Source organism: Solwaraspora sp. WMMD792, assembly GCF_029626105.1.
In the GTDB taxonomy this organism is placed as follows: domain Bacteria; phylum Actinomycetota; class Actinomycetes; order Mycobacteriales; family Micromonosporaceae; genus Micromonospora_E.
Genome location: NZ_JARUBH010000009.1, coordinates 4,143,859 through 4,168,813, shown reverse-complemented (window position 1 = coordinate 4,168,813; position 24,955 = coordinate 4,143,859). Strand labels below are relative to the sequence as shown.

Here is a 24,955-nt window from a genome sequence, read left to right as displayed (position 1 = left end):
GTGGTGTGCGCCAGCGCGGGCTCAGGCGCGGCCGACCTCGTCGGCCTGCTGCGCGTCACGGGCCTGCGGTACGGGGTTGCCGTTGCTGGCCGCCGCGCCGGCGGAAGAGCCGGCGGCGGAAGTGCCCGGTGTCTCCGTTGTGCCGGCGGTCCCTGTGCCGGCTGTGCTGGAACCACCGCCGGTCGCGGTACCGGTCGCGGCGCCGGGGGCGGCTGCGACGGCGGCGATCGCCGCGTCGAAGCGCTCCTCGGCCGGCCACCGCAGCAGCGCCAGGGAGATCACCACCGCACCGGTCAGGCTCCACAACCCGACCACGGTCGGGATGTCGAACCGGTCGGCGAGCAGGCCGGTGACCAGCACTGCGGCTCCCTGGCCGACCTGGATGCCGGTAGCGATCACCCCGAACGCGCGGGCCCGGTAACCGTGCGGCAACGCCTGGACGAACAGCCCGTTGGTCACCGGCAGCAGACCGGCCACCGCGAAGCCGCAGACCCCGGCGAGCACCGCCACCACCGGCGGCGACGGGTCGAGCAGAGTGGGGACCAGCGCCAGCGGGGCGATCACCGCGAACGGTCGGATCAGTCTGCGTCGGCGGCCCGGACGGACCAGCCGGCCGATCAGCAGCCCGCCGACGATGTAGCCGGTCGGACTCGCCGCCATGATCATCGCCTGGGCGAGACCCCGCTCGGAGTCGGACACCCCGGGCTCGGCCGCCCAGGCGGCGGCCAACCCCTCCGGCACGATGGCGAACAGCGGGACCGTCCAGACCAGGATCGCGATGGCCCGCAGCACGTCGGTACGCCACACCAGCTGGAAGCCCTCGGCGGTCTCGCGGAGCAGGTGTTGGCGGCGGTCCGGGGTGGTGGCCGCCGGCCGGGCCCGGACCCCGAGCCGGATCACCAGGGCCGAGACGGCGAAGGTGGTCGCGTTCAACAGCAACGCCGCCCGTGGGTTGACGGAGGCGATCGCCGCGCCGGCGATGTAGCCGCCGACCTGGGCGAGCTGGCCGGTACTGGCGATCAGCGACAGCCCCACGATCAGCCGGTCACCGGTCAGCACAGTGGGCATCAGCGCGGACCGGGCGGCCTGGTTCGGCGGATTCGCCAGAGTGGTGCAGAACAGCAGACTGATCATCGCCCAGACCGGCAGGCCGGGGGTGGCGACAACGGCGATCAGGGCCATCCGGATCAGATCGGTGGTGATCATCACCCGGTGGTACGGGTGCCGCTCGGCGACCGTGGTGAGCAGCGGGCCGCCGATCAACCAGGGCAGGAAGCTGACCGCGAAGGCGGCGGCCGACAGGGCCACCGACTCCGTCTCCCGGTAGACCAGGACGGTGACCGCTGCCTTCGCGATGTAGTCGCCGATCCAGGACAGCGCCACCGAGACGAAAAGAAAGCGGAACTCATCCGCCGCGAACACCTCGCGGAAGGTCGCCGGACTCCCGGCGGTTTGTGCCTCGTCGGACACGGACGGCGCCTCCATCGTTCTCGGCGGCACCCGCTCGTGGCGGGTGCTACCGGGGAACGTCCCGGACGTACGGCTGAGCGAAGTGGTGGTGACACTCCGATGACACTCGTCCCGGATCATGCCCGATCGGGTGACATCTGGCTAGTGTGAACGGCTGGTTTGTCGTCACTCCGACTAAACATTCGGATGACAACCAGTTCGCCATACGGTGCATAGTCCCTGCTAGTCGGCCGAGGCGGACACGTCGTCCCGGTACTCGGACACGCCGTCCCGGTGACCGGTCAAGTCGTTCCGCCCTGGCCGGGCTCCTCCTGCCCACCTCCCGACCCACGGGTGACGAACATCCGCCCGGCCACGATCTGTGCCGAGATCCCGGAGGTGTGCAGTGCCGCGGCCAGTTGACGGCGCAACTCGCGGCCCACCACGAACTGCCCCTCGGCGGTGGTCTTGGCGACGGTACGGATCACCGCGCCGTCGACCGTGACCTGCTCGACGCCGAGCACGTCCGGCGGCTCCACGAAGTGACCGGCCATCTCCTCGTCGGCCGCCACCCCCAGGGCGGCGGTACGCAGCACCGCGGTGGCCTGCTCGGTGTCGGCGAAGCCGACCGGCATGTCGACCACCACCATGGCCCAGCCCTGGCTCTTGTTGCCGACCCGGATGATCTCCCCGTTGCGGATGTACCAGAGCACACCCCGGGCGTCCCGGACCGTGGTGATCCGCAGACCCACCGCCTCGACCACGCCGGTGGCCTCGCCCAGGTCGACGATGTCGCCGACGCCGTACTGATCCTCCAGCAGCATGAACAGCCCGGCGAGCAAGTCCTTCACCAAGGTCTGCGCCCCGAAACCCAGCGCGATGCCGGCGATGCCGGCGCTGGCCAGCAGCGGTGCCAGGTTGAAGCTCAGTTCGCCAAGCACCAGCAGTACGGCGATCCCGAACACGGTCGCGCTCACCGTGCTGCGCAGCACCGAGCCGATCGCCTCGGCGCGTTGCCGCCGCCGTTCCGGCATCACCACCGTCCCAGCCGGCGGTGTCCGTTCCCGCAACGGCCGCAGGATGGTCGGCCCGGCGACCGTCGAGGTACTGGTCACCAGCCGGCGGATGGCCCGGTGCAGCAGGTACCGCAGCACCACCGCCACCACGACGATCAGCACGATCCGCAGGGGTTTGACCAGTAGCCAGAAGCTCCCCTCCGCCAGCCACGGCAGCCCGGTCCAGTCGAGCACCTGGCTGCAGACCGGGTCGTCGTCGGGGCACACCGGGCTCACCGAGGGCTGCGGCTCCGGTTGAGCCCACTGGTACGGCGGGTCGGTCGCCGCTGCCCCGGTCGCCGGGTCGGGAGGCTCGGGGTCAGCGCGGGCGGGCGATCGTGCGGTCACCGTCAATTCGTACCGTACCGCCCTGCCCGGTCGGCGGCCGACCCACACTGTCGGTCTGACCAGGCGGAACAGGCCAGCGACGAGCCCTCGGCCGAACGCCCGAGGGGTCAGGCCCGAATAGTACGTGCATTTGGGTCATCTATCGGGGACTATTGGCGCACGGGCGCTGGCGATTCGCCAGCGCCGGTCGCGGTCCGACCGTCGGTCCGCGTCGATTCGTAGTCGGCACTAGGAGCGGGTGGGAACACAACCGAGAGGGTGAGCGGGATGCCTGACATACGACCCACGGTGGGCTCCGGTTCGTTGGTGCTCAACGCGACGTATGAGCCGCTGTGTGTCGTATCCGTACGCCGGGCCGCGATCCTGGTCCTGTCCGCCAAGGCGGTCTGCGTCGCCGACGGCGAGGGCATGCTGCACAGTGCCCGGCACTGCCTGCCGGTGCCGTCGGTGGTGCGGCTCACCCGCTACGTTCGGGTGCCCTACCGGACCCACGTCGGCCTCTCCCGCCGGGCGATCTTCGCCCGCGACGGCTGGCGGTGCGCGTACTGCCGGGGCCCGGCGGAGACCATCGACCACGTCTTTCCCCGCAGCCGTGGTGGCCGGCACATCTGGGAGAACGTCGTCGCCGCGTGCGCCCGCTGCAACCACAGCAAGGGCGACCGGACCCCGGCCGAGCTGGGCTGGCGGCTGCCGTCCCCGCCGGCCGCCCCGAAGGGCACCGCCTGGCGGGTGCTCGGGCACCGTGCGCCGGATCCGCGCTGGGCCGACTGGCTCGACCTGTCCGAGTCCGAAGCCGCCGCCTGAGCCGGCTGGGCGCTGTCTGAGCAGACCGGTCCGCCGCCCGAGCCGGCTGCGGAGGTCAGCCGTGCTGGGCGCCGACCAGTGACGCGAAGACGACGACGTTGTCCGCGTACCCGGTGGAACCACCGACCCACTGACCACCGCAGGTGATCAGACGCAGCCCGGGGTGACTGAAGTCGTCGTACACCCGGTCCACCGGCAGGGACGACTTGTCGAACTGCTCTACCGAGGTGACCTCGAACAGCGCCACCGACCGGTCCATCCGGCGGACCTGGATCTGCGCGCCCGGGTGCAGCGTGGCGGCCCGGTGGAACACCGACGGACCGGTACTGGTGTCGACGTGGCCGACGATGACCGCCGGGCCGTTCTCACCCGGCGTCGGGCTGGCCACGTACCAGCCGGCCTCGTTGTGCCGGTTCAGTTCCGGAACCGCGATCGTGCCGTCCTCGGCCAACCCGACGTCGTGCACCGCGGCCTGCAGGTTCAACGCCGGGATTGCGAGACTGACCGGGTCGCTGGCACCCAACGGCGGGTGCGTCTCGGGCGTCGCGCGGTGCGCTCCGGGCAGCCACTGCCCGAGCGGGGTGCCGGTCACCCGTTCGAAGCCGAACCCGGCGACGAAGACGCCCGCCACGATCAGCACCAGCGCGACCGGACTCCACCGTGACGGCGCGTCCGTGCGCCCCCGGTAGCCACCCACCGCCACCCGCTGGGCGGCAGCCGCCTCGGCCCGGCGTCGACCCGGGCGCAGCGACCCGAACCCGGGCCAGCTCCGCCGTTGCCGGGGTGGGCCGTGCGGTGCACGGCGGTTGGCGGCGGGCCCGTTGACACCGCGGCGACCGGCGGCACCCGGCACCGCGGCCACCCCACGCAGCGGGGCACGGGCCACCCCGCGGGCCGTGCCGGGGATCGCCGGGTACGCCGGGTACGCCGCCCCGTCCGTCGGCTGATCCGTCGCCCCGTTCGCCGGCGGATCCCCCACTTCGTCCGTCGGCCGATCTGGCGGTGTCGGCCTCGGCTGACCGTAGGTCGACACCCGGGGCGCCACCGTGTGCGCCGTGGTACCCGCCGCCGTGACCTGGGTCAGGAACGGGAGCACCCAGCCGCCCGGGCGGCCGCCAGCCGGGGTAGGACGGACCATCTGGCCGCCCGCTGGTTACGCGCCGGAGTCGGCGCGTCGACGGCGCATCGCGAACAGCCCGATCCCGGCGCCCAGCCCGATCACGGCGATACCGCCGACCAGCAGGGCCGAGCCGCCGGAGCCGGTGCTGGCCGACGCGGTGCCGCCGCCTCCGGCGTCCGGGCCTCTGGTCGGGTGCGCCGTGCCGGTCACGGTCAGGGTGGTTGTCGCCGTGTTCCCGTTCTGACACTGCAGGTCCACCGGGTAGCGCCCGGGACGCTTGCTGCCGGGCACCGTCACCTGGCCGGTCAGCACATCCTGGTCCGGCATCACGATCACCCGCCCGAACGCGTCCGACTCGACCGTCGCCTGGCTGGTGTTGTCGTCCCCGCAGCTGGCCCGGATGGTCACCCGACCACCGGCGTGCACGGTGCTCGGATCGGCCTCCACGTAGGTGCTGCCCGCGTACGCCGGCGACGCGTCGACCCCGGCCGCCACCGTGCCGATCAGCACGGCGGCGGCGAGCCCGGCCAGCGTGCGGACCAGATGGCTCACTCCTGGCATGATCTCCCCCCGACTACGCTCCGGCCGGCCGGCGATGCCGGCTGCGTCGGCGGCGACCGGTGTGCCGTGCCGACGGCCGGAGCCCGCTGGCCCGACTTCCCGTCCCGGCGCCGGCTATGCCTCCCCCTCCCGGGTGAACCAGCGCCCGGTCAGGTCACCCGTACCTGGCCGCTGCGGCCGGCGAGTGACCTGCCAGGATCGGTCAATGTCGCAGATCCATGATCTGACCGCGTTGGAGCAGGGCGCCGCGATCCGCCGGGGCGAGCTGAGCGGCACCGAGATCGTCGAGCACTACCTGGCCCGGATCGACGCCCACTCGGACACCGTCGGGGCGTTCGTCACGGTCACCGCCGACCACGCCCGGGAACAGGCCCACGCCCTCGACCGGGTCCCGCCGAGCACCCGGACCCGGCAGCACCCCGGCCCGCTGTACGGCGTACCGGTGGCGATCAAGGACCTCACCCTCACCGCCGGGGTCCGCACCACCTTCGGCTCGGCGGCGTTCGCCGACTACGTGCCGAGCGTCGACGCGGACGTGGTCCGCCTGCTGCGTGCCGCCGGCACCGTCAGCCTCGGCAAGACCACCGCCGCCGAGCTGGGCTGTTCGCTCTACACCGAGGGGGAGGTGGCACCGCCGGCGCGTAACCCGTGGGACCTGGCCTGCACCGCCGGCGGCTCCAGCGGGGGAGCGGCGGCGGCGGTGGCCGCCGGACTGGTGCCGTTCGCGCAGGGCTCGGACGGCGGCGGTTCGTGCCGGATCCCGGCCGCCCTCTGCGGCCTGGTCGGCTACAAGCCCACCCGGGGGGTCGTCTCCGGCGGCCCGCTCGGCGCCGGCGGGTTCGGCCTGCCCAGCCACGGACCGATCGCCCGGACCGTCGCCGACGCCGCCGCGATGCTCGACGCGATGGCGGTGCCGGTGCCCGGTGAGCCGTACCTGGCACCGCCACCGCCGCCCGGCGGCTATCTGGCGGCGGCCCGTCGCGCGGACCCCGGCCGGCTGCGGATCGGCCGGTTCACCACCCCGATGCTCGCCGACGAACCGGTGCATCCGGACTGCCTGGCGGCGGTGGACACGGCGGCCGCGCTGCTCGCCGACGCCGGCCACGAGGTCGTCGACGTTCCGGCGCCGCTCGGCCCGGACCTGTGGCCGCTGTTCGAGACCGTCTGGTACGTGCTCGCGCTGGCCCCGGTGCCACCGGAACGGGAGGCGCGGCTGCTGCCGTTGACCCGGCTGCTGCGTCGCCGGGGCAACGCGATCAGCGCCGCGACGCTGGTCGCCACCCTGGCCGAGCTGCAGGTCCAGGTACGCCGGGCGATGCACGCGGTGGTCGGGCTGGACCTGCTGCTGTGCCCGACGTTGAGCGCTCCGCAGGCCCCGGTCGGCTGGTTCACCGAAACGGGTGACCCGGCCGAGGACTTCGACCGGCAGCGGCGCTTCTCGCCGTACTGTGCGGTGTTCAACGTCACTGGGCAACCGTCGGTGTCCGTCCCGGTGGCGCAGAGTGCGGCCGGGCAGCCGGTGGGAGTTCTGCTGACCGGCCGCGGCGGCGCGGACGCCACCGTGCTGGCCGCGGCCGCTCAGCTGGAGGAGCGGACCGGCTGGCCCGGTCGGCACCCGGAGATCTGGCGGGCCGGGCCCTCCGCTACCGTGAAGGCGTCTGAGCCGGAACGGGCTGGCGGTGTGGCCAGGTCCACCACTCCAGACATCCGCTGAGTCCCTTGAACCGATGCCGGGGGGCGTTGAGATTGTCTGTTACCAACACGGTGCTCTTCTTCGTCGTGATCCCGGCGGTCATCGTGCTCGTGGTGGCCGGTCTGGCGATGATCGGCGGGCGTGGCGGCGCGGACCGCCGCTACCGGCCCGGCCGGCAGTTCGACTTCAGCCCGGTCTGGTACGTCTCGTCCGGCGACCGGTCCACCGGGACCCCGGCGGCGGCGCTGCCGGCCGGCACCGAGCCGACGGCGATCGAGTCGACCAACCTCGGCGGCGGGCAGCCGCGTCCGGGCGCGACGGGAGGCGCAAGTGACCGTTGGTGAGCAGGCCCACGAGCAGTCCAGCGAGTCCACCCGGACGAGCGCTACCCTGCCGGGGCCGTTCGGCACCCGGCAGCTGCTCCGGCTCGACGAGGCGTTGCGGCTGGCCGACTCGGCCACCGGGCTGGCGTTCAGCATCTACGTCGGTGAGCTGGAGGAGCCGACCCGGGAGTACGCGGTGACGCTGCACCGGCAGCTCACCGACCCGGACGACGCGGTGCTCATCGCCGTGTCGCCGAATCAGCGGGTGCTGGAGGTCGTCACCGGCGCCGAGGCCCGTAAGCGGATCCCGGACCGGGACGCGAAGCTCGCCGCGCTGTCCATGGTGGCCTCTTTCGGCGGCGGTGACCTGGCCGGCGGCCTGGTCAGCGGGATCGACCAGCTGGCGTCGCGAGCCGGCCGCGCCTGACAGATCCAGCCTTACCGGATCTCCCAGTCACCGTCGCCTGGTCAGGGGACCAGCACGGCGCGGCCGTGGATCTTCCCGTCCCGCAACTGCTGGTACGCCTGCACCGCCTCGGTCAGCGGGAAGGTCTGCACCTCGGCGCGGAGCAGGCCCTGGCGGCCGAGGGCGATCACCTCGGTTAGTTCGGCGCGGGTGCCCCAGAACGGGATGACCGCGGTGGTCTCCATCGGCACCGGCGGCGGGCCTTCGACGGTCGCCGCGATCCGCAGCGTACCGCCGCCCAGGCCGACCATCGTCAGGTGACCGCCGGTGGACACCACCTGCCGGGCGGTGTCCAGGGTGGCGTCCACGCAGACGAAGTCGAGCACCACGTCGGCACCGTCCGGGGCCGGGCCGGTGAGCTCACGGATCTGGTCGACCGCTGCCGGACCGGCCTGCACGGTGTGGTGCGCGCCCATCCGTTTGGCCAGCCGTAGCGCGGCGTCGCTGGTGTCCACCGCGATGATCGTGACGGCGGTGGTCACCGCCAGGATCTGCACCGCCATGTGGCCGAGGCCGCCGACGCCGATCACCACCGCGTGGGTGCCGGGCCGCAGCGCGTCCCGGCTGAGGGAGATCGCATGGTACGGGGTGAGCCCGGCGTCGGTCAGCGGTGCCGCCTGCACCGGGTCCAGCCCGCCGAGCGGCAGCAGCCGGTCCGCCGGCACCACCACGTGGTCGGCGAGTCCGCCGTCGCGGCTGATGCCGACCCCGCCGACCGGTACGGTGCGGCACTGGTTCTCCAGCCCGCGCAGGCAGGCCCGGCAGCGCCCGCAGCCGATGATCCCGTACACCGCCGCGGTGTCCCCTTCGGCCCATCCGGTGACCCCCGGACCGAGTTGGGCGACCCGGCCGGCGATCTCGTGGCCGATGGTCATCGGGGTCGGGAAGACCCCGGCGGGCGCGTCGAGGATGTGCAGGTCCGAGTGGCAGGCGCCGACCGCCGCCGTGGCCAGCAGGATCTCGCCCGGGCCGGGCTTCGGTGTCGGCACGTCGACGAGCTCGAGGGTGCCGGGCGCGGTGAGTTGGATGGCACGCATGCCCCCAGCGTCGGCCAGGTCCGCGTACCACGTCCGCCGAACCGCCCCGGATCACCCCCTGCGGCTGAGCCGCCGTTGCCTTTCAGCGTCTCGAAGCGGGTGCCGCAGTCGTCCGGCCACGGGCCTTGGCCGGGTAGTGCCTGCGCAGGTCCGAGGTGGTCATCCGGTCGAGCACCCGGTCGGGAAGGATGCGGGAAGCCAGGATGAGAAAGGCAGCCGTCGCGCCGATGGTGTAGCGGGTGCGGGGCCTGCCGTCGGTCACTGCCTTGGCGATCCTCTTCGCGGCCACCTCGGAGGTCACGCCGGCCTTGGTGAACGCGGCCACGTGGGAGGGTATTGCCTGCATCAGAGTCCCGTAGCGCGCGTTCTGCTCGGGCGTCATCCCATCGTCGAGGCGGCTGAGGGCGGCGAGGCCGACGCGGGACATCTCGGTTTTGACGCCGCCCGGTTCGACCACCACCACCTGCACGCCATGGGGGGCCAACTCGTTGCGCAACGCGTCGCTCACCGCCTCCATCGCGAATTTGCTGGCGGCATACGGTCCATAGCCGGCCATGGAGATTCTGCCGTTGAGGGAGGTGATGTTGACGACGCGTCCCTTGCCGCGTAGCAGCGCGGGAAGCAGGGCCTGGGTGACGGCGACGTGGCCGAAGAGGTTCACCTCGAAGATCCGCCGCCATTCGCTGAGCGGCGTCACTTCGACCGGGCCGGCGCCAGGGATGCCGGCGTTGTTGACCAGCGCCCGCAGCGGCCGCAGGTCCTGATCGACGCGTGCGGTGAGCGCGGCGACGTGGTCGGGGTCGGTGATGTCGAGGATCACCGGCTCGATGCCCTCAGTTCGCAGGGACATCCCGTCGCTGTCGCGTCGTACGCCGGCGAGGACGTGGAAGCCGCGGCGGGCCAGTTCCCGCGCGGTGGCCGCGCCCATGCCGGTCGAGGCCCCGCTCACGACCACAAGTTCCTGAGTTTCAGATGACGTTGTCATCTTCCGAGTGTCCGACGTTGAGATGACGTTGTCAACTGTATCGAGTGACTTAGTCATCGCAAGTTGGCTAGGATGGTCCGCGTGTCCAGCCGCGCCGAGTCCGCCGCCGCCACGCGCCGTGCCCTGCTGGCTGCGGCCGCTGACCTGCTTGATTCCGGCGGCCTCGAGGCCGTGACGTTGCGCGCGGTGGGAGCGCGTGCCGGGGTGACTCGGGGAGCGCCCTACCGGCACTTCCCGGACAAGGAAAGCCTGCTGATCGCCGTCGGGAGCCGGGCCTGGGACACTCTCGGCGACCGCATGCAAACCCTTCGCGCGGATCCGGGCCTGTCGCCTGCCGACAAACTACGCGCCGGCCTCCTCGCTCTCATCGACATCGGCCGCTCTCAGCCGCACCTCTACAAGCTCATGTTCAGCAACCCGTCCGGCGACCCCACCGCACTCGCCCGTGCCGCCCAGCACAGTCAGACCGAGTTTCTCGCCGTCGTGGCCGACCTGGTGGGAGAGCAGGACGCCCGCCGGTACGCGGCCCTGCTCATCAGCAGCGCGAACGGGATTGCCGGCCTGGCGGCCAGTGGTCAGCTCACCGACCCCAAATGGGGTGGCGTCTCCGCCGAAGACCTCACCGACACCCTCGTCGGCATGATCGCCCGCAAGAGCCGGCACGCATGACCGGCGACCAGCACTGCGCGGATGGTCGCTGGACACACGATCGGGTGCCGAAGTTGATCCGCCGACCGCCGGCCGTGATCGGCTCCGTCGTCGCACGGTTTCTCGGGCGAGCCCGTACCGCTGCTGAAGCTGGACGACGCTCGGGATCGGCCGGCCCGGCGGTAGCTCTCCGGCTTCGATCTGGGCGCGAAGCAGGTCCGCGAGTTGGCGGTGAGGCCGCCATCTACCGGCTTCGCGTGCAGAACCGGCTGGCGCCTCCGCCGCCACGCGTGAACCGGTAGCCGTGGCCGCACTGCGCGTCGGCTGAGCCAGACGAGCCGGAGAGCCGCATCGAGGTGAGGCTGAGACACCTTAAATCTGCGTCGTAGGGTGTCTCAGCCTCACCTCGATGGCGGCTGGCGCGGGAGTCGCTCAGCTGGCGGCGGCCGTGTCGGTGGCCCGCGCGGTCAACGCCCGGACCACCCCGTCGCGGCCCTCAGCGACCAGCCGGCGCAGCGGAGCCGGGTGACCCTCGCCGGCCAGCCACTCGTCCGTCGCGTCGACCGTCTCCTGGGAGACCAGGTACGCCGGGTAGGCCAGCATGACGAACTCCTGCGCCGGCTCGCTGTCCCGGGTGGCCCAGATCCGGCCCAACACGTCGAAGTACGCCGTCCGGTACGGCTCGGTCAGCTCCACCTGCGTCGAGTGCTGGAAACCCTGCAGCAACGCCCGGTGCTGCCAGTTCGGCAGGCTGTCCGGCCCGGTCAGCTTGGCCCAGATGGCGGCCTTGTTGGCCGGGTCCGGCAGCAGGGCGCGGGCCAGGGCTGCCTCCCGCTCACCGCTGGCGGTCCGGTCCCGGGCCAGCTCCGCGTCGATCTGCTCGCCGGTGGCGGCGCCGTTGGCGGCCAACGACTGCAACACCGTCCAGCGCAGCTCGGTGTCGATGGTCAGCCCCGGCACCACGTCTGCCCCGTCGAGCCAGCCACGCAGCACCGCCAGGTCGCCGTCGGAGCGGGCCGCCGTGGCGTAGCTGCGCGCCCAGGCCAGCTGGAAACCGCTGCCCGGCTCCGCCGCCTGCAGCGCCGCCCGGGCCGTCCGAGCCAGGTCGGCCCAGCCCTGCGCCGCCCAGCCCGGCTCGGCGTAGAACGTCAGCGTGTTGGTGGCCTGCCGCAGGGTCGCGGTCACCAGGTTGATGTCGGTCTCGTTGGGCAGCCCGGTGAGCACCAGGGCGACGTAGTCGCGGGCGGCGAGCTCCCCGTCCCGGACCATGTCCCAGGCCGCCGCCCAGCACAGCGCCCGCGCCAGCGACGACTCGAACGCGCTGATGTGCTGCACCACGTTGGCCATCGACGCCGGGTCGAGCCGCAGCTTGGTGTAGCTCAGATCGTCGTCGTTGAGCAGCAGCACGTCGGCGGCGGGCAGCCCGGCCAGGCCGACCAGCTCGGCGCGCTCGCCGCTGATGTCGACCTCGGCCCGGTGCCGGCGGACCAGCCGACCGTCGACCAGGTCGTAGAGGCCGACCCCGATCCGGTGGGTACGCAGCGTCGGGTGCCCGGCCGGTGCCTCCTGAAGCACCGTGACCTGCTGGTAGGTGCCGTCCGGGCCGACCGACAGCTCCGGCCGCAGCGTGTTGACCTGGGCGGTCTCCAACCACTGGGCGGCGAACTTGCGCAGCTCCCGGCCGGAGGCGGTCTCCAGCTCGGAGAGCAGGTCGTCGAAGGTGGCGTTGCCCCATGCGTGCCGCTGGAAATAGGTCCGCAGACCGGCGAGGAAGGGCTCCAACCCGACGTACGCGACGAGCTGCTTGAGCACGCTGGCGCCCTTGGCGTACGTGATGCCGTCGAAGTTGACCTCGACCGCCTCCAGGTCCGGCATCTCACAGTAGACCGGATGGGTGGAGGAGAGCTGGTCCTGCCGGTATCCCCAGTTCTTGCGGACCGACAGGAAGGTGGTCCAGGCGTCGGTGAACCGGGTCGCCTCCGAGTTGCACCAGTGGCTGGCCCATTCGGCGAACGACTCGTTCAGCCACAGGTCGTTCCACCAGCGCATGGTCACCAGGTTGCCGAACCACATGTGGGCCAGCTCGTGCAGCACGGTGTTGGCCCGCTGCTCGTACTCGAAGTCGGTCACCTGGGAACGGAAGATGTAGTGCGCCTCGGCGTGGGTGACCGCGCCGAAGTTCTCCATCGCGCCGGCGTTGAAGTCCGGCACCCAGATCTGGTCGTATTTGGGCAGCGGGTAGCGGACCCCGAACTGGTCCTGGAAGAAGTCGAAACCCTGCGCGGTGATCAGGTGCAGATCGTCGACGTCGAGGTGCTCGGCCATGCTGGCCCGGCAGAAGTAGCCCAGGTCGACGCCGTCGTGGCTGCGTCGCACCTCGTGGTACGGGCCGGCGCACAGCGCGGTGATGTAGGTGCTCATCCGGGCCGACTCGGCGAAGTGGACGGTTTTGGCGTCCGGCCCGGCCGGCTCCTCGGCGGCCACCGGCATGTTCGAGATGACCCGCCAGTGGGCCGGTACGACGGCGTGCCAGGTGTAGACGCTCTTCAGATCCGGCTGGTCGAAGCAGGCGTACACCCGCTGCGCGTCGGCGGTCTCGAACTGGCTGTACAGGTAGGTCTCGCCGTCGACCGGGTCGACGCTGCGGTGCAGCCCCTGCCCGCTGGCCGAGTAGATGAAGTCGGCCTCGACGACCAGCGTGTTCTCCGCAGCCAGGTCCGGCAGGGCCAGCCCGGACTCGGCCGACCAACCGGACGGGTCGAGTCGCTGGCCGTTCAGCGTCGCCGAGTGCAGCTGGTCCGCCGCCACCTCGATGAACGTGCTGGCTCCGGGCTCGGCGCAACGGAAGGTGACCGTTGTCGTCGAGCGGAACACCCGGTTGTCCGTTGCGCTGCCGGCGGCGGACAGGTCGAGGTGGATGTCATACCCGGTCACGTCGAGCAGGCGGGCGCGTTCGGCCGCCTCGACCTGGGTCAGATTGCGCACTCCAGCCACCGTGTGCCTCCGTCCAATCGTTCAACCGCCGACGTCGACGTCGGCGGCGTCGGGGACAGCTGGGAATGACCCCGTTCGGCCAAGTCTTTCACGTCGTGGGGGCCTGGCGAGGCCGGCCCAGATCCTGGACTTGGTGGGTTGGGGCGGTATCTGGCGAGGTGACCCGGACAATGGCGGCGGACAGCCGCCGGACGAAAAAGAGGGGGAGTCTGATGTCCGACCGTCAGACCGTGGACATGTACTTCGATCCGTTGTGCCCGTGGGCCTGGATCACCTCACGTTGGTTGTTGGAGGTCGAACAGGTCCGGCCGGTCGACGTGCGGTTCCGGGTGATGAGCCTGGCCGTGCTCAACGAGGGCCGAGACCTGCCGGAGAGCTACCGGAAGCTGCTCGACGGGGCCTGGGGGGCGGTCCGGGTCGCCGTCGCGGTCCAGCAGGACCACGACGACGCTGCGGTACGGGCGCTCTACACCGCGCTGGGCAACCGGATCCACCTGGAGAAGCAGCCGACCGGACCGGATCTCTACACCGCCGCGTTGACCGAGGCCGGGCTGGACCCGGCGCTGGCCGCCGCCGCCGACGATCCGGCCTGGGACGGCCCGCTGCGGGCCAGCCACGCCGCCGGGATGGCCCCGGTCGGGATGGACGTCGGTACGCCGGTGATCCACGCCCCGGGCCCGGAGGGTGCCGGCCCGGTCGCGTTCTTCGGCCCGGTGATCACCCCGGTGCCGCGCGGCGAGGCCGCCGGGCGGCTCTGGGACGGTGTGCTGCTGGTCGCCGGGACGCCGGGATTCTACGAGCTGAAGCGGTCCCGCGAGGTGGATCCCACGTTCGACTGACCAATTCGTCGGTGTCGGGGACGAGTTCCACGTCGCCCGGCGTGTCGCTGCGCGGCGCACGTGACGCGTCCCAGGCCACGTCGTTGCCCAGGATGTTCACCCCGCCGGCCCGGTAGGAGACCGGGCCACACCGACGCATCGGAGGTCAACATGCTGGTCGACATCGACTCCGACTACTGGGATCTGCCCGTGCTGCGCGAGGCGATCGCCGCCCAGGTCTGGGGCGCGCCGAGTGACGGCAGCCGGCACCGGCGGGAACCGTCGGTCCACGAGGTGGAGCGGGTGCCGGTCGCCGTACCGTCGGGGCTGCCGGCGTCGACGGTCGGCGCGGTCCCGGCGGCCCGGTCCGGCGGCGGCCGGCACCGGCGCCCGACCCCGGTCGGGTGATCCGGTCCGGCCGGTCACTGCGGCCACCGCCGTCGACAGCGGCCCGGGCGACCGGGCCGCTGTCCCGTTCCACCTGCCCTGGCGACCGGGCCGGCGTCCGTCGCACTGGTCCGGCGACCAGGTCGGCGTCCATCCGGTGGACACGGCCGATGTATCGGTCGTCACAGCGGACCCCGCCGGTAGCGTCCGCGCCATGACGGTCGTTCACCCGATTTCCCGCGCCTGGATCACCACCGGTGAGACCGGTGCGCAGAACTACGACGAGTTCGCCGACGACGCCGAGATCACCGCGATCATCGAGGCGAATCCCCGTAGCGCGCTGGCGGTGGAGATGCCGCACCGGGCGCCGGACAGCCTCGGCCAGTCGTTTCTCGACTGCCTGCCGGCGGCCGCCCGACGGCTCGCCGAGGCCCGCGCCGACGGTAGCTACACACCGGCCGAGCAGGTCGCCGTGCTCTACCGGATCACCGAGCCGGCCAGCGACGCGGCTGCGTACGGCCTGTTCGTGATGGTCGACACCGACCAGATCTCCACCAGCGCCGACGAACCGGGCCTGGTGATCCGCAACGAGGATGTGTTCATCGCCAAGGTCCGGGAGCGGGTGGCGCTGGCCGAGGCGGTCGGACATCTGCTCTCCCCGGTGCTGCTGCTGCAGACCGGGCGCGGCGACGAGCTGCACGCCGCGCTCGGCGAGGCAGCGGAGGCCGCCGGCGCGCCGGCCGCGACCGATCTGGACCAGGCCGGCCGTACCCACGCGATCTGGCCGGTCGGTCCGGGAGAGCTGCAGCAGCGGCTCTGTGCGCTGGCCGGTGGCGGTGAGCTGGTCGTCGCCGACGGCAACCACCGCAGTCTGGCCGCGCAGACCGGCGGCCTGTCCCGGTTCCTGGCCGTGGTCACCACTCCCGCGTCGGTGGCCATCCAGCCGTACAACCGGCTGGTCAGCGAGCTGACTCTGAGCCCGGACGAGACGTTGGCCGGGCTGCGGGCCGCCGGTGCTGCGGTGACCGCGCTCGACGGCGCGCCGACGGTTCCGGCTGCCGGCGGCGAGGTACGGCTCTACCTGGCCGGACGCGGCTACCAGGTCACCCTGCCGACCGGTGGCGGTGACCGGGTGGACAACCTCGACCACGCGCTGGTGGAGCGGGTGCTGCTGCGCGGTGTGCTCGGCCTCGACCCGGGCGACAAGCGGATCACCTACGTCGGCGGCGACTATCCGGCCAGTTGGCTGACCGGCGAGGTCGACGCCGGCCGGGCCGAGCTGGCCGTGCTGATCGCCCCGGTCACCGTCGACGATTTCGTCGCGGTGAACCTGGCCCGGCAGAAGCTGCCCCGCAAGAGCACCTGGTTCACCCCGAAGGCACGCGGCGGCCTGGTGCTGGCCGAGATCGGCTGAGCCGTTACGCGGGACCGGCTGACCCGGCTGTACGGCCTACCTGTCGGCGCTGAGAGACTGCGGGTATGCGCGTCTACCTGGCAGCCGACCACGCCGGCTACGAGCTCAAGGTGCATCTGGTCAACCACCTCGCCAAGCAGGGGTACGAGGTGACCGACGTCGGGCCGCACGAGTTCGACCCGGACGACGACTACCCGGCGTTCTGCCTGCACGCCGGGACCCGGGTGGTCGCCGACCCGGGCAGCCTCGCAGTGGTGATCGGCGGCTCCGGCAACGGCGAGCAGATCGCCGCCAACAAGGTGCCCGGGGTGCGGGCGGCCCTGGCCTGGAACCTGGAGACCGCGCAGCTGGCGCGCACCCACAACGACGCCAACGTCGTCGCGATCGGTGCCCGCCAGCACACCCTCGACGAGGCGACCACGCTGGTGGAGGCGTTCCTGGCCACCGGTTTCTCCGGCAACGACCGGCACGCCCGCCGGATCGCCCAGGTCGCCGCGTACGAGGTCGACCGGGAGTTGCCCGCGCTGCCCTGACCAGGGACGCCGTGGCGCTGCGTTCCGGGGTCCGGTGGTTCTCGGGGAACCGGCCGGTTCACCGCTCCCGGCGGGGCAGTTCCTCCCGGGGCACCCAGTGCCGGCGGACGATGGTCAGGGTCTCCTCGGCCCGGGCGAGGTCGTCCTCACTGGGGCGGGACGCGTCCCGCGCCCGCAGCGCCGCCGAGGTGCTGACCTGTGAGGTGCCGGAACCGACCAGTCCGCGCAGGCCACGGTCGGCTTCCCGGTCGTCGCCGCCGGACCCGCCGCCGCCGGACCGGCCCGACGTCTGCCGGCGCTGACGGTGCGTCGGCGGTGGCTCCGGAACGCGCTGCGACGGCTCCGGAGCACGCGGTCCCAGTGACTGCGGGCGCGGCCCCGGCCCCGGTACCGGCCTGCCGTCCGGCTCCGGAGTGATCGGAGTGCTGTCCGGCTCCGGAGTGCTGTCCTGCTCCGGATCGTGCACCTCGGCGGTGCTGGCGCTGGCCGGTCCGCTGTCGGGGCGTTCCGTCGGGGCGCCGTGCCGGTGCCGTCGCCTGCGCCGTTCGAAGTCCGCCATCCGCCGACCGTACCGCGACCGGCTCAGAAGATCTCGATGCCGGCCGGGGCACGGTCCCAGCCGAACGCGGTGTTGGCCTCGGCCACCGCACCGTGGCGCAGCTCGCGTACCCGGCCGGCGTCGGCCAGCGACCGCAGCGACGGGCCGCCCAGGTACACCGCCGCCAGGTCGGCCACCCCGCAGGCGAGGTCCGCCGGTTCGTCGGTGGGTACGCAGCGGGCCTGTTCCCGGTCGCCGGTCAGTCGCCAGCGGCCGGAGTTCTCCGGCAGCAGCGGATCGGTGACGTCGATGACCACGTCGACTCCGGTGGCGTACCGGCGGGCGGACAGCGCCGCCGCGACGTCGACCAGCCGCACCCAGAGGCTGTCGGCGAGCGCGGCACCGAGTTGCCGGGGCTCGTCGACCAGCTGGAACAGCGGCTCGTCCAGCGCCGCGAACCGGAAGGAGAGCGCCCGGCTGAGGTCGATGCCGGTGAGGAACCGCCACAGGGCCCGGTATCCGTCGACGCTGCCGGCGACCGCCTCGGTCACCCGTACCCGGCCCTTCGGCCCACGGGCGTCCCAGTCGCTCACCGTGCGCCACAGGGCGTAGCCGTCCGGGCCGGTCGGACCGTCGTGCAGCACCACCCGCAGCGCGGTCTGGCCGGACTGGCAGGCCGGGCTGTCGGCCAGCACGTACCGCCACCACCGGTCGTCCCGGCCGGACCAGCCGGGACGGCCGGGGCGCAGCCGTTCGTACACCGCCGCCAGCTCGGGCCGCAGCTGCCCGGGGTCGCCGACGCGCAGCGACCCGACGCCAGGGCCAGCGGACGGGTCGGCGCCCGCGCCCGGGCCGGCCGGGTCGAGCACCCGGGTCTCCCGCAGGTCGACATCCAGCTCCAGCCGCTGCGCGGCCATCCCGTAGCCGTACCGCGGGTAGATGCGGCCCTCGCTGGCCCACAGCACCGCGACCGGTTCGCCGCCGTCGCGTAGTTGGCGCAGCTGGCGGTGCATCAGCCGGGTCAGCAGCCCGCGCCGACGGTCGGTCGGGGCGACCACGACCATGGAGACGTGGGCGGCGGGCAGCACCGCGCCGGGCACGGTCAACTCCCTGGTGTACGCCCCCGCGTGCCCGACCAACCGGTCGCCGTCGGTGACCACCAGCGACCGGTCCGGCTCGAAGACGCCCCGCTCGACGTGGTGCAGGTCCGGGTCCGGGTTCTGATGGAAGGCCGCCAGCAGCAACTCCATCACTGGGTCGAAGTCCTGCGGCACGCCGGCCCGGATCGGAAACGGTGCATCCATCTGCTCTGTCTAACCGATCGGTGGCGGGGTCGGCGACCCATTTGCCGGCTCGCTACTCTCGGATGTGAGCGTCTAAATGGTACGGGGGTCCGCCCGCACCCGTGGGGAGGAAAGATGGCAGATCGGCATACACCCTGGGCCGAGCGGACCGTGGAGGTGCCGCCGCAGCGCACGGCTCCCGGCGCAGCGGACGCGGACCAGCCGACGGCACCGGGCGCGGACCAGCCGACGGCACCGGGCGTCGCCGGTCTTTTCCGGCGTGGGGTGGCGCAGGTCGGCCGGGGCGGGCCGCCGCCGACCGCCGAGTTCACCGCGCCGCACGAGCCGACCGGCACGGGCTGGCCGTCCGAGGCCGGGCCGGGCTGGTCGGACGGCCGGATCCGGCCGCCCCGGCCACCGCTGAGTCAGCAGCTCGCCCAGCTCCGTCGCGGCGGCGAGTGGAGCGTGCTGGGTGGCCTGTTCGCCTTCGTCTGTTGGGGGGTCTGGGCCATCTCCGCCCGGGGGAACCTGGCCAGCCCGGTGCTGACCTTCGTGCTGACGATGCTGGTCGGGGCGGGTCTGTTCGCGCTGTGCCGGGTGATCGGCCGGGTGGTGCTGGAACGGCAGCTGGGTCGGGTCCGGCACGGTGCTCGCGTTTCGCACATGGTGACCGGGGCGTACCTGATCGTCGTCGGGTTCGCCTACCTGCGGCAGACCGAATGGGTGGTCAGCGTCTGGAACTGGTTCGCTGGTTGGTTCTGACGTGCTGAGATTCCGGGTTCCCACGTTGTGACCGAGCGCGGGACGTTCTGACCGAGCGCGGGAGCCGGGCCGGGCGGCTACCGTGACGGCATGCGCAGTCGCGGCGCGGTGCTCCTGGGCGTCTGGTGCCTTCTGCTGGCCGCCGGCCAGACCGCGGCCTTCGGCGTGGTCTGGTGGGTCTTCGTGCGGACCTGGCGCGGCCAGTGGCTGGACACCATCGCGCTGACCGGCAACTCGATCGGCCAGGACGAGGCGTACGGGCCGGCGAACACGGTGCTCGGTGTGGTCTCGGTGGCCTCGCTCGCCCTGGCCACCGGGGTGATCGGGTTCATCGCGCTGATCCGGGGCCGGGTCCTGCTGGCGGTGGTCGCCACCGGGGTGATCGCCGGCTCCAACCTGACCACCCAGTGGGTGAAGTACGCCGTCGCCCGGCCGTCGTTCGGGGTCGATCCGGTCGACGCGAACCCGGCCAACAGCCTGCCCAGCGGGCACACCACGGTTGCCGCCTCGGTCGCGGTGGCGCTGGTCCTGGTGCTGCCAGCGGCGCTGCGCGGCATCGGCGCCCTCGCCGGTGCCGGCTACGCGGCGGCCGCCGGGGTGGCCACCCTGTCCGCCGGCTGGCACCGGCCCAGTGACGCGGTGGCGGCGCTGCTGGTCGTCGGGGGGTGGGCGGCGGCCGGGATGCTCGCGCTCACGCTGGCCCGGTCGCCGGACGACGAGCTGCGTCCGAGCGAACACCACCCGATGTCCCTGGCGTTGCTGCTGCTCGCCGGGGTCGGACTGCTGGCGGCGGCCGGGGCCGCGATGGCGGTGACCGACCAGGTGACCGGGCTGCCGCTGGAGGCGCTGAGCCGGCGGCGGCTGTTCGTGGCGTACGCGGGTAGCGCGGCGGGGATCGCCGGCACGGCAGCGGTCACCATGGCCCTGGTGCTGGGGACGGCCGGCTACGCCGTACCGGTCCCGGCGTCCACCGGCCCGGAACCGGCGGGCGGGAACTGAACCGGTTGGGGTGGAACCGATCGGGATCGAGCGACGTCTCAGCAGACATGACGATTTTTCGAGGCGTACGGGCGGCGGCCACCGCCGCCTCCCTGTTGCTGCTCACCGCCGCGTGCGGACAGAACCCGGGCACCGACTCGTCCACCGACGGCACCGCCGGCGGGTCGTCGCTGCCGGCCGACACGCTGGTCCTGCGGGTGGACCACACCGGCGGTTTCACCATGCCGGCGGCGTTGCTGACCCGGCTACCGGTGGTCAGCGTGTACGCCGACGGCCGGGTGATCACCCAGGGCCCCACCATCCTGGTCTACCCCGGTCCGGCCATGCCGAACCTGCAGGTGCAGACGATCAGCGCGGAGCAGGTCGACGAGCTGGTCAAGCAGGCGCTGGCCGCCGGGGTCGGCACCGAGCAGGACCTGGGCCGCCCGCCGGTGGCCGACGCGACGTCGACCCGGTTCACCGTGCTGACCGACAACGGCGTCGAACAACTCGAGGTCTACGCGTTGTCCGACGACGCCTCCGGTGACGCCGGGCTGACCGACGAGCAGGTCGCCGCCCGGGACAAGCTGCGGGACTTCGCCGACTCGCTCACCGAGCTGTCCGGCGGTGTCGGCGCGGCACCGGAGGACTCCGAGCCCTACGTCGCGCACGCGATCGCCGCGGTCGCCGAGCCGTGGGTGGCGGTCGACGAGTCCGTCGACGCCAGCCAGCCGGAGGTGGCCTGGCCCGGCCCGGAACTGCCCGGCGAATCGCTGTCCGAGACGCTCGATCTCGGCTGCGTGACGGTCACCGGGGAGGCGTTGGAGAAGTTGCGGTCCGCAGCGGCGGACGCGACCACCGCCACCCCGTGGACGTCGGCGGGTAAGCGGTGGACGGTGACCCTGCGCCCGCTGCTGCCGGACGAGACGGACTGCTCGGACCTCACCGCCGCGGGCTGATTCCTCCCCAGCCCGCGCGGTGCGGTTTCAGTCGGTCTCGTAGCCGAGGTTGGGGCGCAGCCAGCGCTCCACCTCGGCGAGCGGCATCCCACGCCGGGCCGCGTAGTCCTCGGCCTGGTCCCGGCCGATCCGCCCGACGGTGAAGTACCGCGACGCCGGGTGGGCGAAGAGCAGGCCGCTGACGCTGGCCGCCGGGGTCATCGCCCCGGATTCGGTCAGCTCGATGCCGGCCCGCCCGGCGCCCAGCAGGTCGAACAACTGCCACTTCTCACTGTGGTCCGGGCTGGCCGGGTAGCCCAGCGCCGGCCGGATGCCGCGGAACCGCTCGGCGTGCAGGTCGGCCACGTCCGGGTCGGCGTCCGGCTCGTACCAGTCCCGTCGGGCCCGCAGGTGCAGGTGCTCGGCGAACGCCTCGGCCAGCCGGTCCGCCAACGCCTTCACCATGATCGCCCGGTAGTCGTCCTGAGCGGCCTCGTATCCGGCGGCCAGCTCCTCCGCGCCGTGCACGGCCACCGCGAAGCCACCGAGATGGTCCCCGGCCGGTGCCACGTAGTCGGCGAGGCAGCGGTTCGGCCGCCCGGCGGGTTTGGTGGTCTGCTGGCGCAGCATCGGGATCCGTACCGGCTGGTCGGTGTCGGTGCCGCCGCCCGGCGGGTCGGCCTGTCCGGCGGCGATGACCAGGTCGTCGCCCTCGGAGTGGGCCGGCCAGAAGCCGTAGACGCCGTGGGCCCGCAACGAACCGTCGGCGATGATCTGGTCGAGCATCGTGTTGGCGTCGTCGAACAGTTCGCGGGCGACCGGCTGCTCCAGGATCGCCGGATACTTGCCCTTGAGCTCCCAGGCGAGGAAGAGGAACTGCCAGTCGATCATCGGCCGCAGCTCGTCGAGGCCGGGCTCGACGTACCGTACGCCGGTGAACGCCGGCACCGGCAGATCCTCGAAGGACACCGGCTCCGCGTTGGCCCGGGCCTGGGCGAGGGTGAGCAGCGGCTGCCGCCGGTTGGTGTGCTGCTCGCGCAGCCGGTCCTGCTCGGCCCGGTTGTCGCTGTCGAACTGCTCCACCCGGTCGGCGCTGAGCAGGTCGGAGACCACCCCGACCACCCGGGACGCGTCGAGCACGTGCACGGTGCTCCCGTCGTACGCCGGTGCGATCCGCACCGCGGTGTGCTGCCGGGAGGTGGTGGCCCCGCCGATCAGCAGCGGTAGTTTCAGCCCACGCCGCTGCATCTCGCCGGCGACGGTGACCATCTCGTCCAGCGACGGGGTGATCAGGCCGGACAGCCCGACCGCGTCGGCGTTCTCAGCGACCGCGGTGTCCAGGATCTTCGCGGCCGGCACCATCACCCCGAGGTCGATGACCCGGTAGTTGTTGCAGCCCAGCACCACCCCGACGATGTTCTTGCCGATGTCGTGCACGTCGCCCTTGACGGTGGCCAGCACCACGGTGCCCGGTCCGCGTTCCCCACCGCCCTCGGCGGCGGTCTCCTGCCCGGCCGGTGCGTTGGCGGCGTCCTGTCGGGCCTGTTCCTTCTCCGCTTCCAGGAACGGCTCCAGGTAGGCCACCGACCGTTTCATCACCCGGGCGCTCTTGACCACCTGCGGCAGGAACATCTTGCCCGAGCCGAACAGGTCGCCGACGACCTTCATGCCGTCCATCAACGGCCCCTCGATCACGTCGAGCGGCCGGGCCGCCAGTTGGCGGGCCTCCTCGGTGTCGGCCTCGATGAAGTCGACGATGCCGTGCACCAGCGCGTGCGACAGCCGGTCGGCGACCGGGGCGTCCCGCCAGGACAGGTCGACGGCGCGCTTCGTGCCGGAGCCGGAGACGGTGCCGGCGAAGGTCACCAGCCGGTCGGTGGCGTCCGGGCGGCGGTCGAACAGTACGTCCTCGACCAGCTCCAGCAGGTCGGCCGGGATGTCCTGGTAGACGGCGAGCTGCCCGGCGTTGACGATGCCCATGTCCAGCCCGGCCCGCACGGCGTGCAGCAGGAACGCCGAGTGCATCGCCTCGCGGACCACGTCGTTGCCCCGGAACGAGAACGACAGGTTGGAGATGCCGCCGCTGGTGCGGGCACCCGGGCAGCGCTGCTTGATCAGCGGCAGCGCGTCGATGAACGCCTTGGCGTACCCGTTGTGTTCGCTGATCCCGGTGGCGACGGCCAGCACGTTCGGGTCGAAGATGATGTCGGTGGGGTCGAACCCGGCTTTCCCGGTGAGCAGGTCGTACGCGCGGGCGCAGATGTCGACCTTGCGTTCGGTGGTGTCGGCCTGGCCCAGCTCGTCGAAGGCCATCACCACCACCCCGGCCCCGTACTCGCGGATCTTGCGGGCCTGGTCGAGGAAGACCTCCTCGCCCTCCTTCAGGCTGATCGAGTTGACCACGGCCTTGCCCTGTACGCACTTGAGGCCGGCCTCCAGCACGCTCCACCGCGAGCTGTCGATCATGATCGGGATCCGGGCCACCTCGGGCTCGGTCGCGATCAGATTGAGGAAGGTCACCATCGCCTGCTCGCTGTCGAGCAGGTCGGCGTCCATGTTGACGTCGAGCAGGTTCGCCCCGCCCCGGACCTGGTCCAGCGCCACGTCCACGGCGGCCTGGAAGTCGCCGGCCTCGATCAGCCGGCGGAACTTCGCCGACCCGGTCACGTTGGTCCGCTCACCGATCATCACGAACCCGGTGTCCGGGCCGATCTCGAACGGCTCCAGCCCGCTGAACCGGCTGGTCCGGGCCGGCTGCGGCACCGGCCGCGGCGCCTTCCCGGCGACCGCCTCGGCGATCCGGGTGATGTGCGCCGGCGTGGTGCCGCAGCACCCGCCGACCAGGTTGACCATGCCGCTGTCGGCGAAGTCGGCCAGCATCGCGCCGGTCTCGTCGGGGGTCTGGTCGTAGCCGCCGAACGCGTTCGGCAGACCGGCGTTCGGGTGGGAGGCGACATAGCTGTCCGAGATGCGGGCCAACTCGGCCACGTGCGGGCGCATCTCCTCCGCGCCGAGCGAGCAGTTCACCCCGACGACCAGCGGCCGGGCGTGCTCGACGGAACGCCAGAACGCCTCGACGGTCTGTCCGGACAGGGTCCGCCCGGACAGGTCGACGATGGTCACCGAGATCCACAGCGGCAGCTGCGGCACCACCTCGCGGGCCGCCGCGATCGCCGCCTTCGCGTTCAACGTGTCGAAGATCGTCTCGATGAGCAGCAGGTCGACGCCGCCCTCGGCGAGCGCCGCCAGCTGCTCGGCGTACGTCGCCTTCACCCGGTCGAAGGTGACGGCGCGGTAGGCCGGATCCTCCACCCGGGGCGACAGCGACAGCGTGACGTTGAGCGGGCCGACCGAGCCGGCCACGAACCGGCCGCCGAACTCGTCGGCTGCCTGCCGGGCCAGCTGCGCGCCGCGCAGGTTCATCTCCGGCACGTACGCCTCCAGACCGTAGTCGGCCTGGGCGATGCTGGTCGCGGTGAACGTGTTGGTGGTGGTGATGTCCGCGCCGGCGGCCAGATACTGCCGGTGTACGTCGAGGATCACGTCCGGGCGGGTCAGGTTGAGCAGGTCCGGGTCGCCGGTGACGTCGCGGGGGTGGTCGCCGAACCGGTCGCCACGGTAGTCGGCCGGGGTGAGACCGGCACCCTGCAACATGGTGCCCCAGGCACCGTCGAGCACCGCGATCCGCTGACTCAGCAACTCCCGCAGCGCCCGCTCGCTGTCGCTGGCGCGTGACAAATGCTTCACCTGACACCTCCGCTGGTAGCTCGGAGGCGCCCTTGTCTGGTGGTCACGCCCGATCAGGGGCCGTGATCGTGGCC

Annotated in this window: 22 protein-coding genes and 1 pseudogene; 12 read left to right on the top strand and 11 right to left on the bottom strand. The window is 72.4% G+C overall.

Features of this window, described 5'->3' with window-relative positions:
- Positions 1-21: 21 nt before the first annotated feature.
- Complete coding sequence (locus O7629_RS19730) at positions 22-1,485, bottom strand: MFS transporter (RefSeq protein ID WP_278170930.1); 1,464 nt, start codon at positions 1,483-1,485, stop codon at positions 22-24.
- A 266-nt stretch (positions 1,486-1,751) separates the two neighbouring features.
- Complete coding sequence (locus O7629_RS19725; protein WP_278174594.1) at positions 1,752-2,732, bottom strand: mechanosensitive ion channel family protein; 981 nt, start codon at positions 2,730-2,732, stop codon at positions 1,752-1,754.
- Positions 2,733-3,119: 387 nt separating this feature from the next.
- Here O7629_RS19725 and O7629_RS19720 point away from each other — a divergent pair, with 387 nt between their 5' ends.
- Positions 3,120-3,656: an HNH endonuclease gene (locus O7629_RS19720; RefSeq protein ID WP_278170929.1), complete on the top strand. Its 537-nt coding sequence runs from the start codon at positions 3,120-3,122 to the stop codon at positions 3,654-3,656.
- 55 nt (positions 3,657-3,711) lie between these two features.
- On the opposite strand, the gene O7629_RS19715 is transcribed toward O7629_RS19720, so the two are convergent.
- Both O7629_RS19715 and O7629_RS19710 read right to left on the bottom strand, forming a co-directional pair.
- Entirely contained in the window at positions 3,712-4,794 is a 1,083-nt protein-coding gene (locus O7629_RS19715; RefSeq protein ID WP_278170928.1) for a class F sortase, read from the bottom strand.
- A gap of 15 nt (positions 4,795-4,809) precedes the next feature.
- Positions 4,810-5,337, bottom strand: coding sequence for a hypothetical protein (locus O7629_RS19710; RefSeq protein ID WP_278170927.1), 528 nt, complete (start codon positions 5,335-5,337; stop codon positions 4,810-4,812).
- A gap of 205 nt (positions 5,338-5,542) precedes the next feature.
- Here O7629_RS19710 and O7629_RS19705 point away from each other — a divergent pair, with 205 nt between their 5' ends.
- From O7629_RS19705 to O7629_RS19695, 3 genes are read left to right on the top strand one after another with little or no spacing between them, the layout of a single operon-like run.
- Positions 5,543-7,051: an amidase gene (locus O7629_RS19705; protein ID WP_278170925.1), complete on the top strand. Its 1,509-nt coding sequence runs from the start codon at positions 5,543-5,545 to the stop codon at positions 7,049-7,051.
- Between the two features lie 50 nt (positions 7,052-7,101).
- Positions 7,102-7,374, top strand: coding sequence for a hypothetical protein (locus O7629_RS19700; protein ID WP_278174593.1), 273 nt, complete (start codon positions 7,102-7,104; stop codon positions 7,372-7,374).
- Positions 7,361-7,780: a DUF5130 family protein gene (locus O7629_RS19695; protein ID WP_278170924.1), complete on the top strand. Its 420-nt coding sequence runs from the start codon at positions 7,361-7,363 to the stop codon at positions 7,778-7,780. The genes O7629_RS19700 and O7629_RS19695 overlap by 14 nt, the downstream gene beginning before the upstream one ends.
- 41 nt (positions 7,781-7,821) lie before the next feature.
- Here O7629_RS19695 and O7629_RS19690 read toward each other — a convergent pair whose 3' ends face one another.
- Together O7629_RS19690 and O7629_RS19685 are read right to left on the bottom strand one after the other, a co-directional pair.
- A complete protein-coding gene (locus tag O7629_RS19690) occupies positions 7,822-8,856 on the bottom strand; it encodes an NAD(P)-dependent alcohol dehydrogenase (RefSeq protein WP_278170923.1) in 1,035 nt (344 codons plus the stop codon).
- Positions 8,857-8,938: 82 nt separating this feature from the next.
- Entirely contained in the window at positions 8,939-9,841 is a 903-nt protein-coding gene (locus O7629_RS19685; RefSeq protein WP_278170922.1) for an SDR family oxidoreductase, read from the bottom strand.
- An 81-nt stretch (positions 9,842-9,922) separates the two neighbouring features.
- Here O7629_RS19685 and O7629_RS19680 point away from each other — a divergent pair, with 81 nt between their 5' ends.
- On the top strand, positions 9,923-10,510 hold the full coding sequence (locus O7629_RS19680; protein WP_278170921.1) for a TetR/AcrR family transcriptional regulator: 588 nt from the start codon (positions 9,923-9,925) through the stop codon (positions 10,508-10,510).
- A gap of 93 nt (positions 10,511-10,603) precedes the next feature.
- Here O7629_RS19680 and O7629_RS19675 read toward each other — a convergent pair.
- Both O7629_RS19675 and pepN read right to left on the bottom strand, forming a co-directional pair.
- A pseudogene (locus O7629_RS19675) lies at positions 10,604-10,777 on the bottom strand (GntR family transcriptional regulator); the annotation flags it as partial.
- Positions 10,778-10,921: 144 nt separating this feature from the next.
- Entirely contained in the window at positions 10,922-13,474 is a 2,553-nt protein-coding gene (gene pepN / locus O7629_RS19670; RefSeq protein WP_278170919.1) for an aminopeptidase N, read from the bottom strand.
- Between the two features lie 221 nt (positions 13,475-13,695).
- Between pepN and O7629_RS19665 the strand changes: the two genes are divergently transcribed.
- From O7629_RS19665 to O7629_RS19650, 4 genes are all read left to right on the top strand, one after another.
- Positions 13,696-14,322 carry a DsbA family protein gene (locus O7629_RS19665; protein ID WP_278170918.1) on the top strand — a complete coding sequence of 209 codons (627 nt, stop codon included), beginning with the start codon at positions 13,696-13,698 and terminating at the stop codon, positions 14,320-14,322.
- 150 nt (positions 14,323-14,472) lie between these two features.
- Positions 14,473-14,709 carry a hypothetical protein gene (locus O7629_RS19660; RefSeq protein WP_123603169.1) on the top strand — a complete coding sequence of 79 codons (237 nt, stop codon included), beginning with the start codon at positions 14,473-14,475 and terminating at the stop codon, positions 14,707-14,709.
- Positions 14,710-14,902: 193 nt separating this feature from the next.
- A complete protein-coding gene (locus O7629_RS19655; protein ID WP_278170917.1) occupies positions 14,903-16,102 on the top strand; it encodes a DUF1015 family protein in 1,200 nt (399 codons plus the stop codon).
- Positions 16,103-16,167: 65 nt separating this feature from the next.
- Complete coding sequence (locus O7629_RS19650) at positions 16,168-16,635, top strand: ribose-5-phosphate isomerase (RefSeq protein ID WP_123603168.1); 468 nt, start codon at positions 16,168-16,170, stop codon at positions 16,633-16,635.
- A 58-nt stretch (positions 16,636-16,693) separates the two neighbouring features.
- Here O7629_RS19650 and O7629_RS19645 read toward each other — a convergent pair whose 3' ends face one another.
- Both O7629_RS19645 and O7629_RS19640 read right to left on the bottom strand, forming a co-directional pair.
- Positions 16,694-17,194, bottom strand: a complete 501-nt coding sequence (locus O7629_RS19645) for a hypothetical protein (RefSeq protein ID WP_278170915.1) — start codon at positions 17,192-17,194, stop codon at positions 16,694-16,696.
- Between the two features lie 23 nt (positions 17,195-17,217).
- Complete coding sequence (locus O7629_RS19640; protein ID WP_278170914.1) at positions 17,218-18,477, bottom strand: GNAT family N-acetyltransferase; 1,260 nt, start codon at positions 18,475-18,477, stop codon at positions 17,218-17,220.
- 114 nt (positions 18,478-18,591) lie between these two features.
- On the opposite strand from O7629_RS19640, the gene O7629_RS19635 reads away from it, so the two are divergent.
- The 3 genes from O7629_RS19635 (at position 18,592) to O7629_RS19625 (ending at position 21,155) form a co-directional block, all read left to right on the top strand.
- Positions 18,592-19,218 (top strand): hypothetical protein, encoded by a 627-nt coding sequence (locus tag O7629_RS19635; protein ID WP_278170913.1) that lies wholly within the window; start codon positions 18,592-18,594, stop codon positions 19,216-19,218.
- 90 nt (positions 19,219-19,308) lie between these two features.
- Positions 19,309-20,217, top strand: coding sequence for a phosphatase PAP2 family protein (locus O7629_RS19630; protein WP_278170912.1), 909 nt, complete (start codon positions 19,309-19,311; stop codon positions 20,215-20,217).
- 47 nt (positions 20,218-20,264) lie between these two features.
- Positions 20,265-21,155 carry a hypothetical protein gene (locus tag O7629_RS19625; protein WP_278170911.1) on the top strand — a complete coding sequence of 297 codons (891 nt, stop codon included), beginning with the start codon at positions 20,265-20,267 and terminating at the stop codon, positions 21,153-21,155.
- 27 nt (positions 21,156-21,182) lie between these two features.
- Here O7629_RS19625 and metH read toward each other — a convergent pair whose 3' ends face one another.
- Entirely contained in the window at positions 21,183-24,830 is a 3,648-nt protein-coding gene (metH, locus tag O7629_RS19620; RefSeq protein ID WP_278174592.1) for a methionine synthase, read from the bottom strand.
- Between the last annotated feature and the right edge of the window lie 125 nt (positions 24,831-24,955).

What these genes read in the sequence shown, in the direction of transcription:
- O7629_RS19665 (WP_278170918.1), top strand. Translation starts at nt 13,696, where the DNA reads ATGTCCGACCGTCAGACCGTGGACATGTACTTCGATCCGTTGTGCCCG.
- O7629_RS19630 (WP_278170912.1), top strand. Translation starts at nt 19,309, where the DNA reads ATGCGCAGTCGCGGCGCGGTGCTCCTGGGCGTCTGGTGCCTTCTGCTG.
- O7629_RS19685 (WP_278170922.1), bottom strand. Translation starts at nt 9,841, where the DNA reads ATGACAACGTCATCTGAAACTCAGGAACTTGTGGTCGTGAGCGGGGCC.
- O7629_RS19710 (WP_278170927.1), bottom strand. Translation starts at nt 5,337, where the DNA reads ATGCCAGGAGTGAGCCATCTGGTCCGCACGCTGGCCGGGCTCGCCGCC.
- O7629_RS19650 (WP_123603168.1), top strand. Translation starts at nt 16,168, where the DNA reads ATGCGCGTCTACCTGGCAGCCGACCACGCCGGCTACGAGCTCAAGGTG.
- O7629_RS19660 (WP_123603169.1), top strand. Translation starts at nt 14,473, where the DNA reads ATGCTGGTCGACATCGACTCCGACTACTGGGATCTGCCCGTGCTGCGC.
- O7629_RS19640 (WP_278170914.1), bottom strand. Translation starts at nt 18,477, where the DNA reads ATGGATGCACCGTTTCCGATCCGGGCCGGCGTGCCGCAGGACTTCGAC.
- O7629_RS19730 (WP_278170930.1), bottom strand. Translation starts at nt 1,485, where the DNA reads ATGGAGGCGCCGTCCGTGTCCGACGAGGCACAAACCGCCGGGAGTCCG.
- O7629_RS19645 (WP_278170915.1), bottom strand. Translation starts at nt 17,194, where the DNA reads ATGGCGGACTTCGAACGGCGCAGGCGACGGCACCGGCACGGCGCCCCG.
- O7629_RS19655 (WP_278170917.1), top strand. Translation starts at nt 14,903, where the DNA reads ATGACGGTCGTTCACCCGATTTCCCGCGCCTGGATCACCACCGGTGAG.
- O7629_RS19715 (WP_278170928.1), bottom strand. Translation starts at nt 4,794, where the DNA reads ATGGTCCGTCCTACCCCGGCTGGCGGCCGCCCGGGCGGCTGGGTGCTC.
- O7629_RS19690 (WP_278170923.1), bottom strand. Translation starts at nt 8,856, where the DNA reads ATGCGTGCCATCCAACTCACCGCGCCCGGCACCCTCGAGCTCGTCGAC.
- O7629_RS19625 (WP_278170911.1), top strand. Translation starts at nt 20,265, where the DNA reads ATGACGATTTTTCGAGGCGTACGGGCGGCGGCCACCGCCGCCTCCCTG.
- O7629_RS19705 (WP_278170925.1), top strand. Translation starts at nt 5,543, where the DNA reads ATGTCGCAGATCCATGATCTGACCGCGTTGGAGCAGGGCGCCGCGATC.
- O7629_RS19635 (WP_278170913.1), top strand. Translation starts at nt 18,592, where the DNA reads ATGGCAGATCGGCATACACCCTGGGCCGAGCGGACCGTGGAGGTGCCG.
- O7629_RS19720 (WP_278170929.1), top strand. Translation starts at nt 3,120, where the DNA reads ATGCCTGACATACGACCCACGGTGGGCTCCGGTTCGTTGGTGCTCAAC.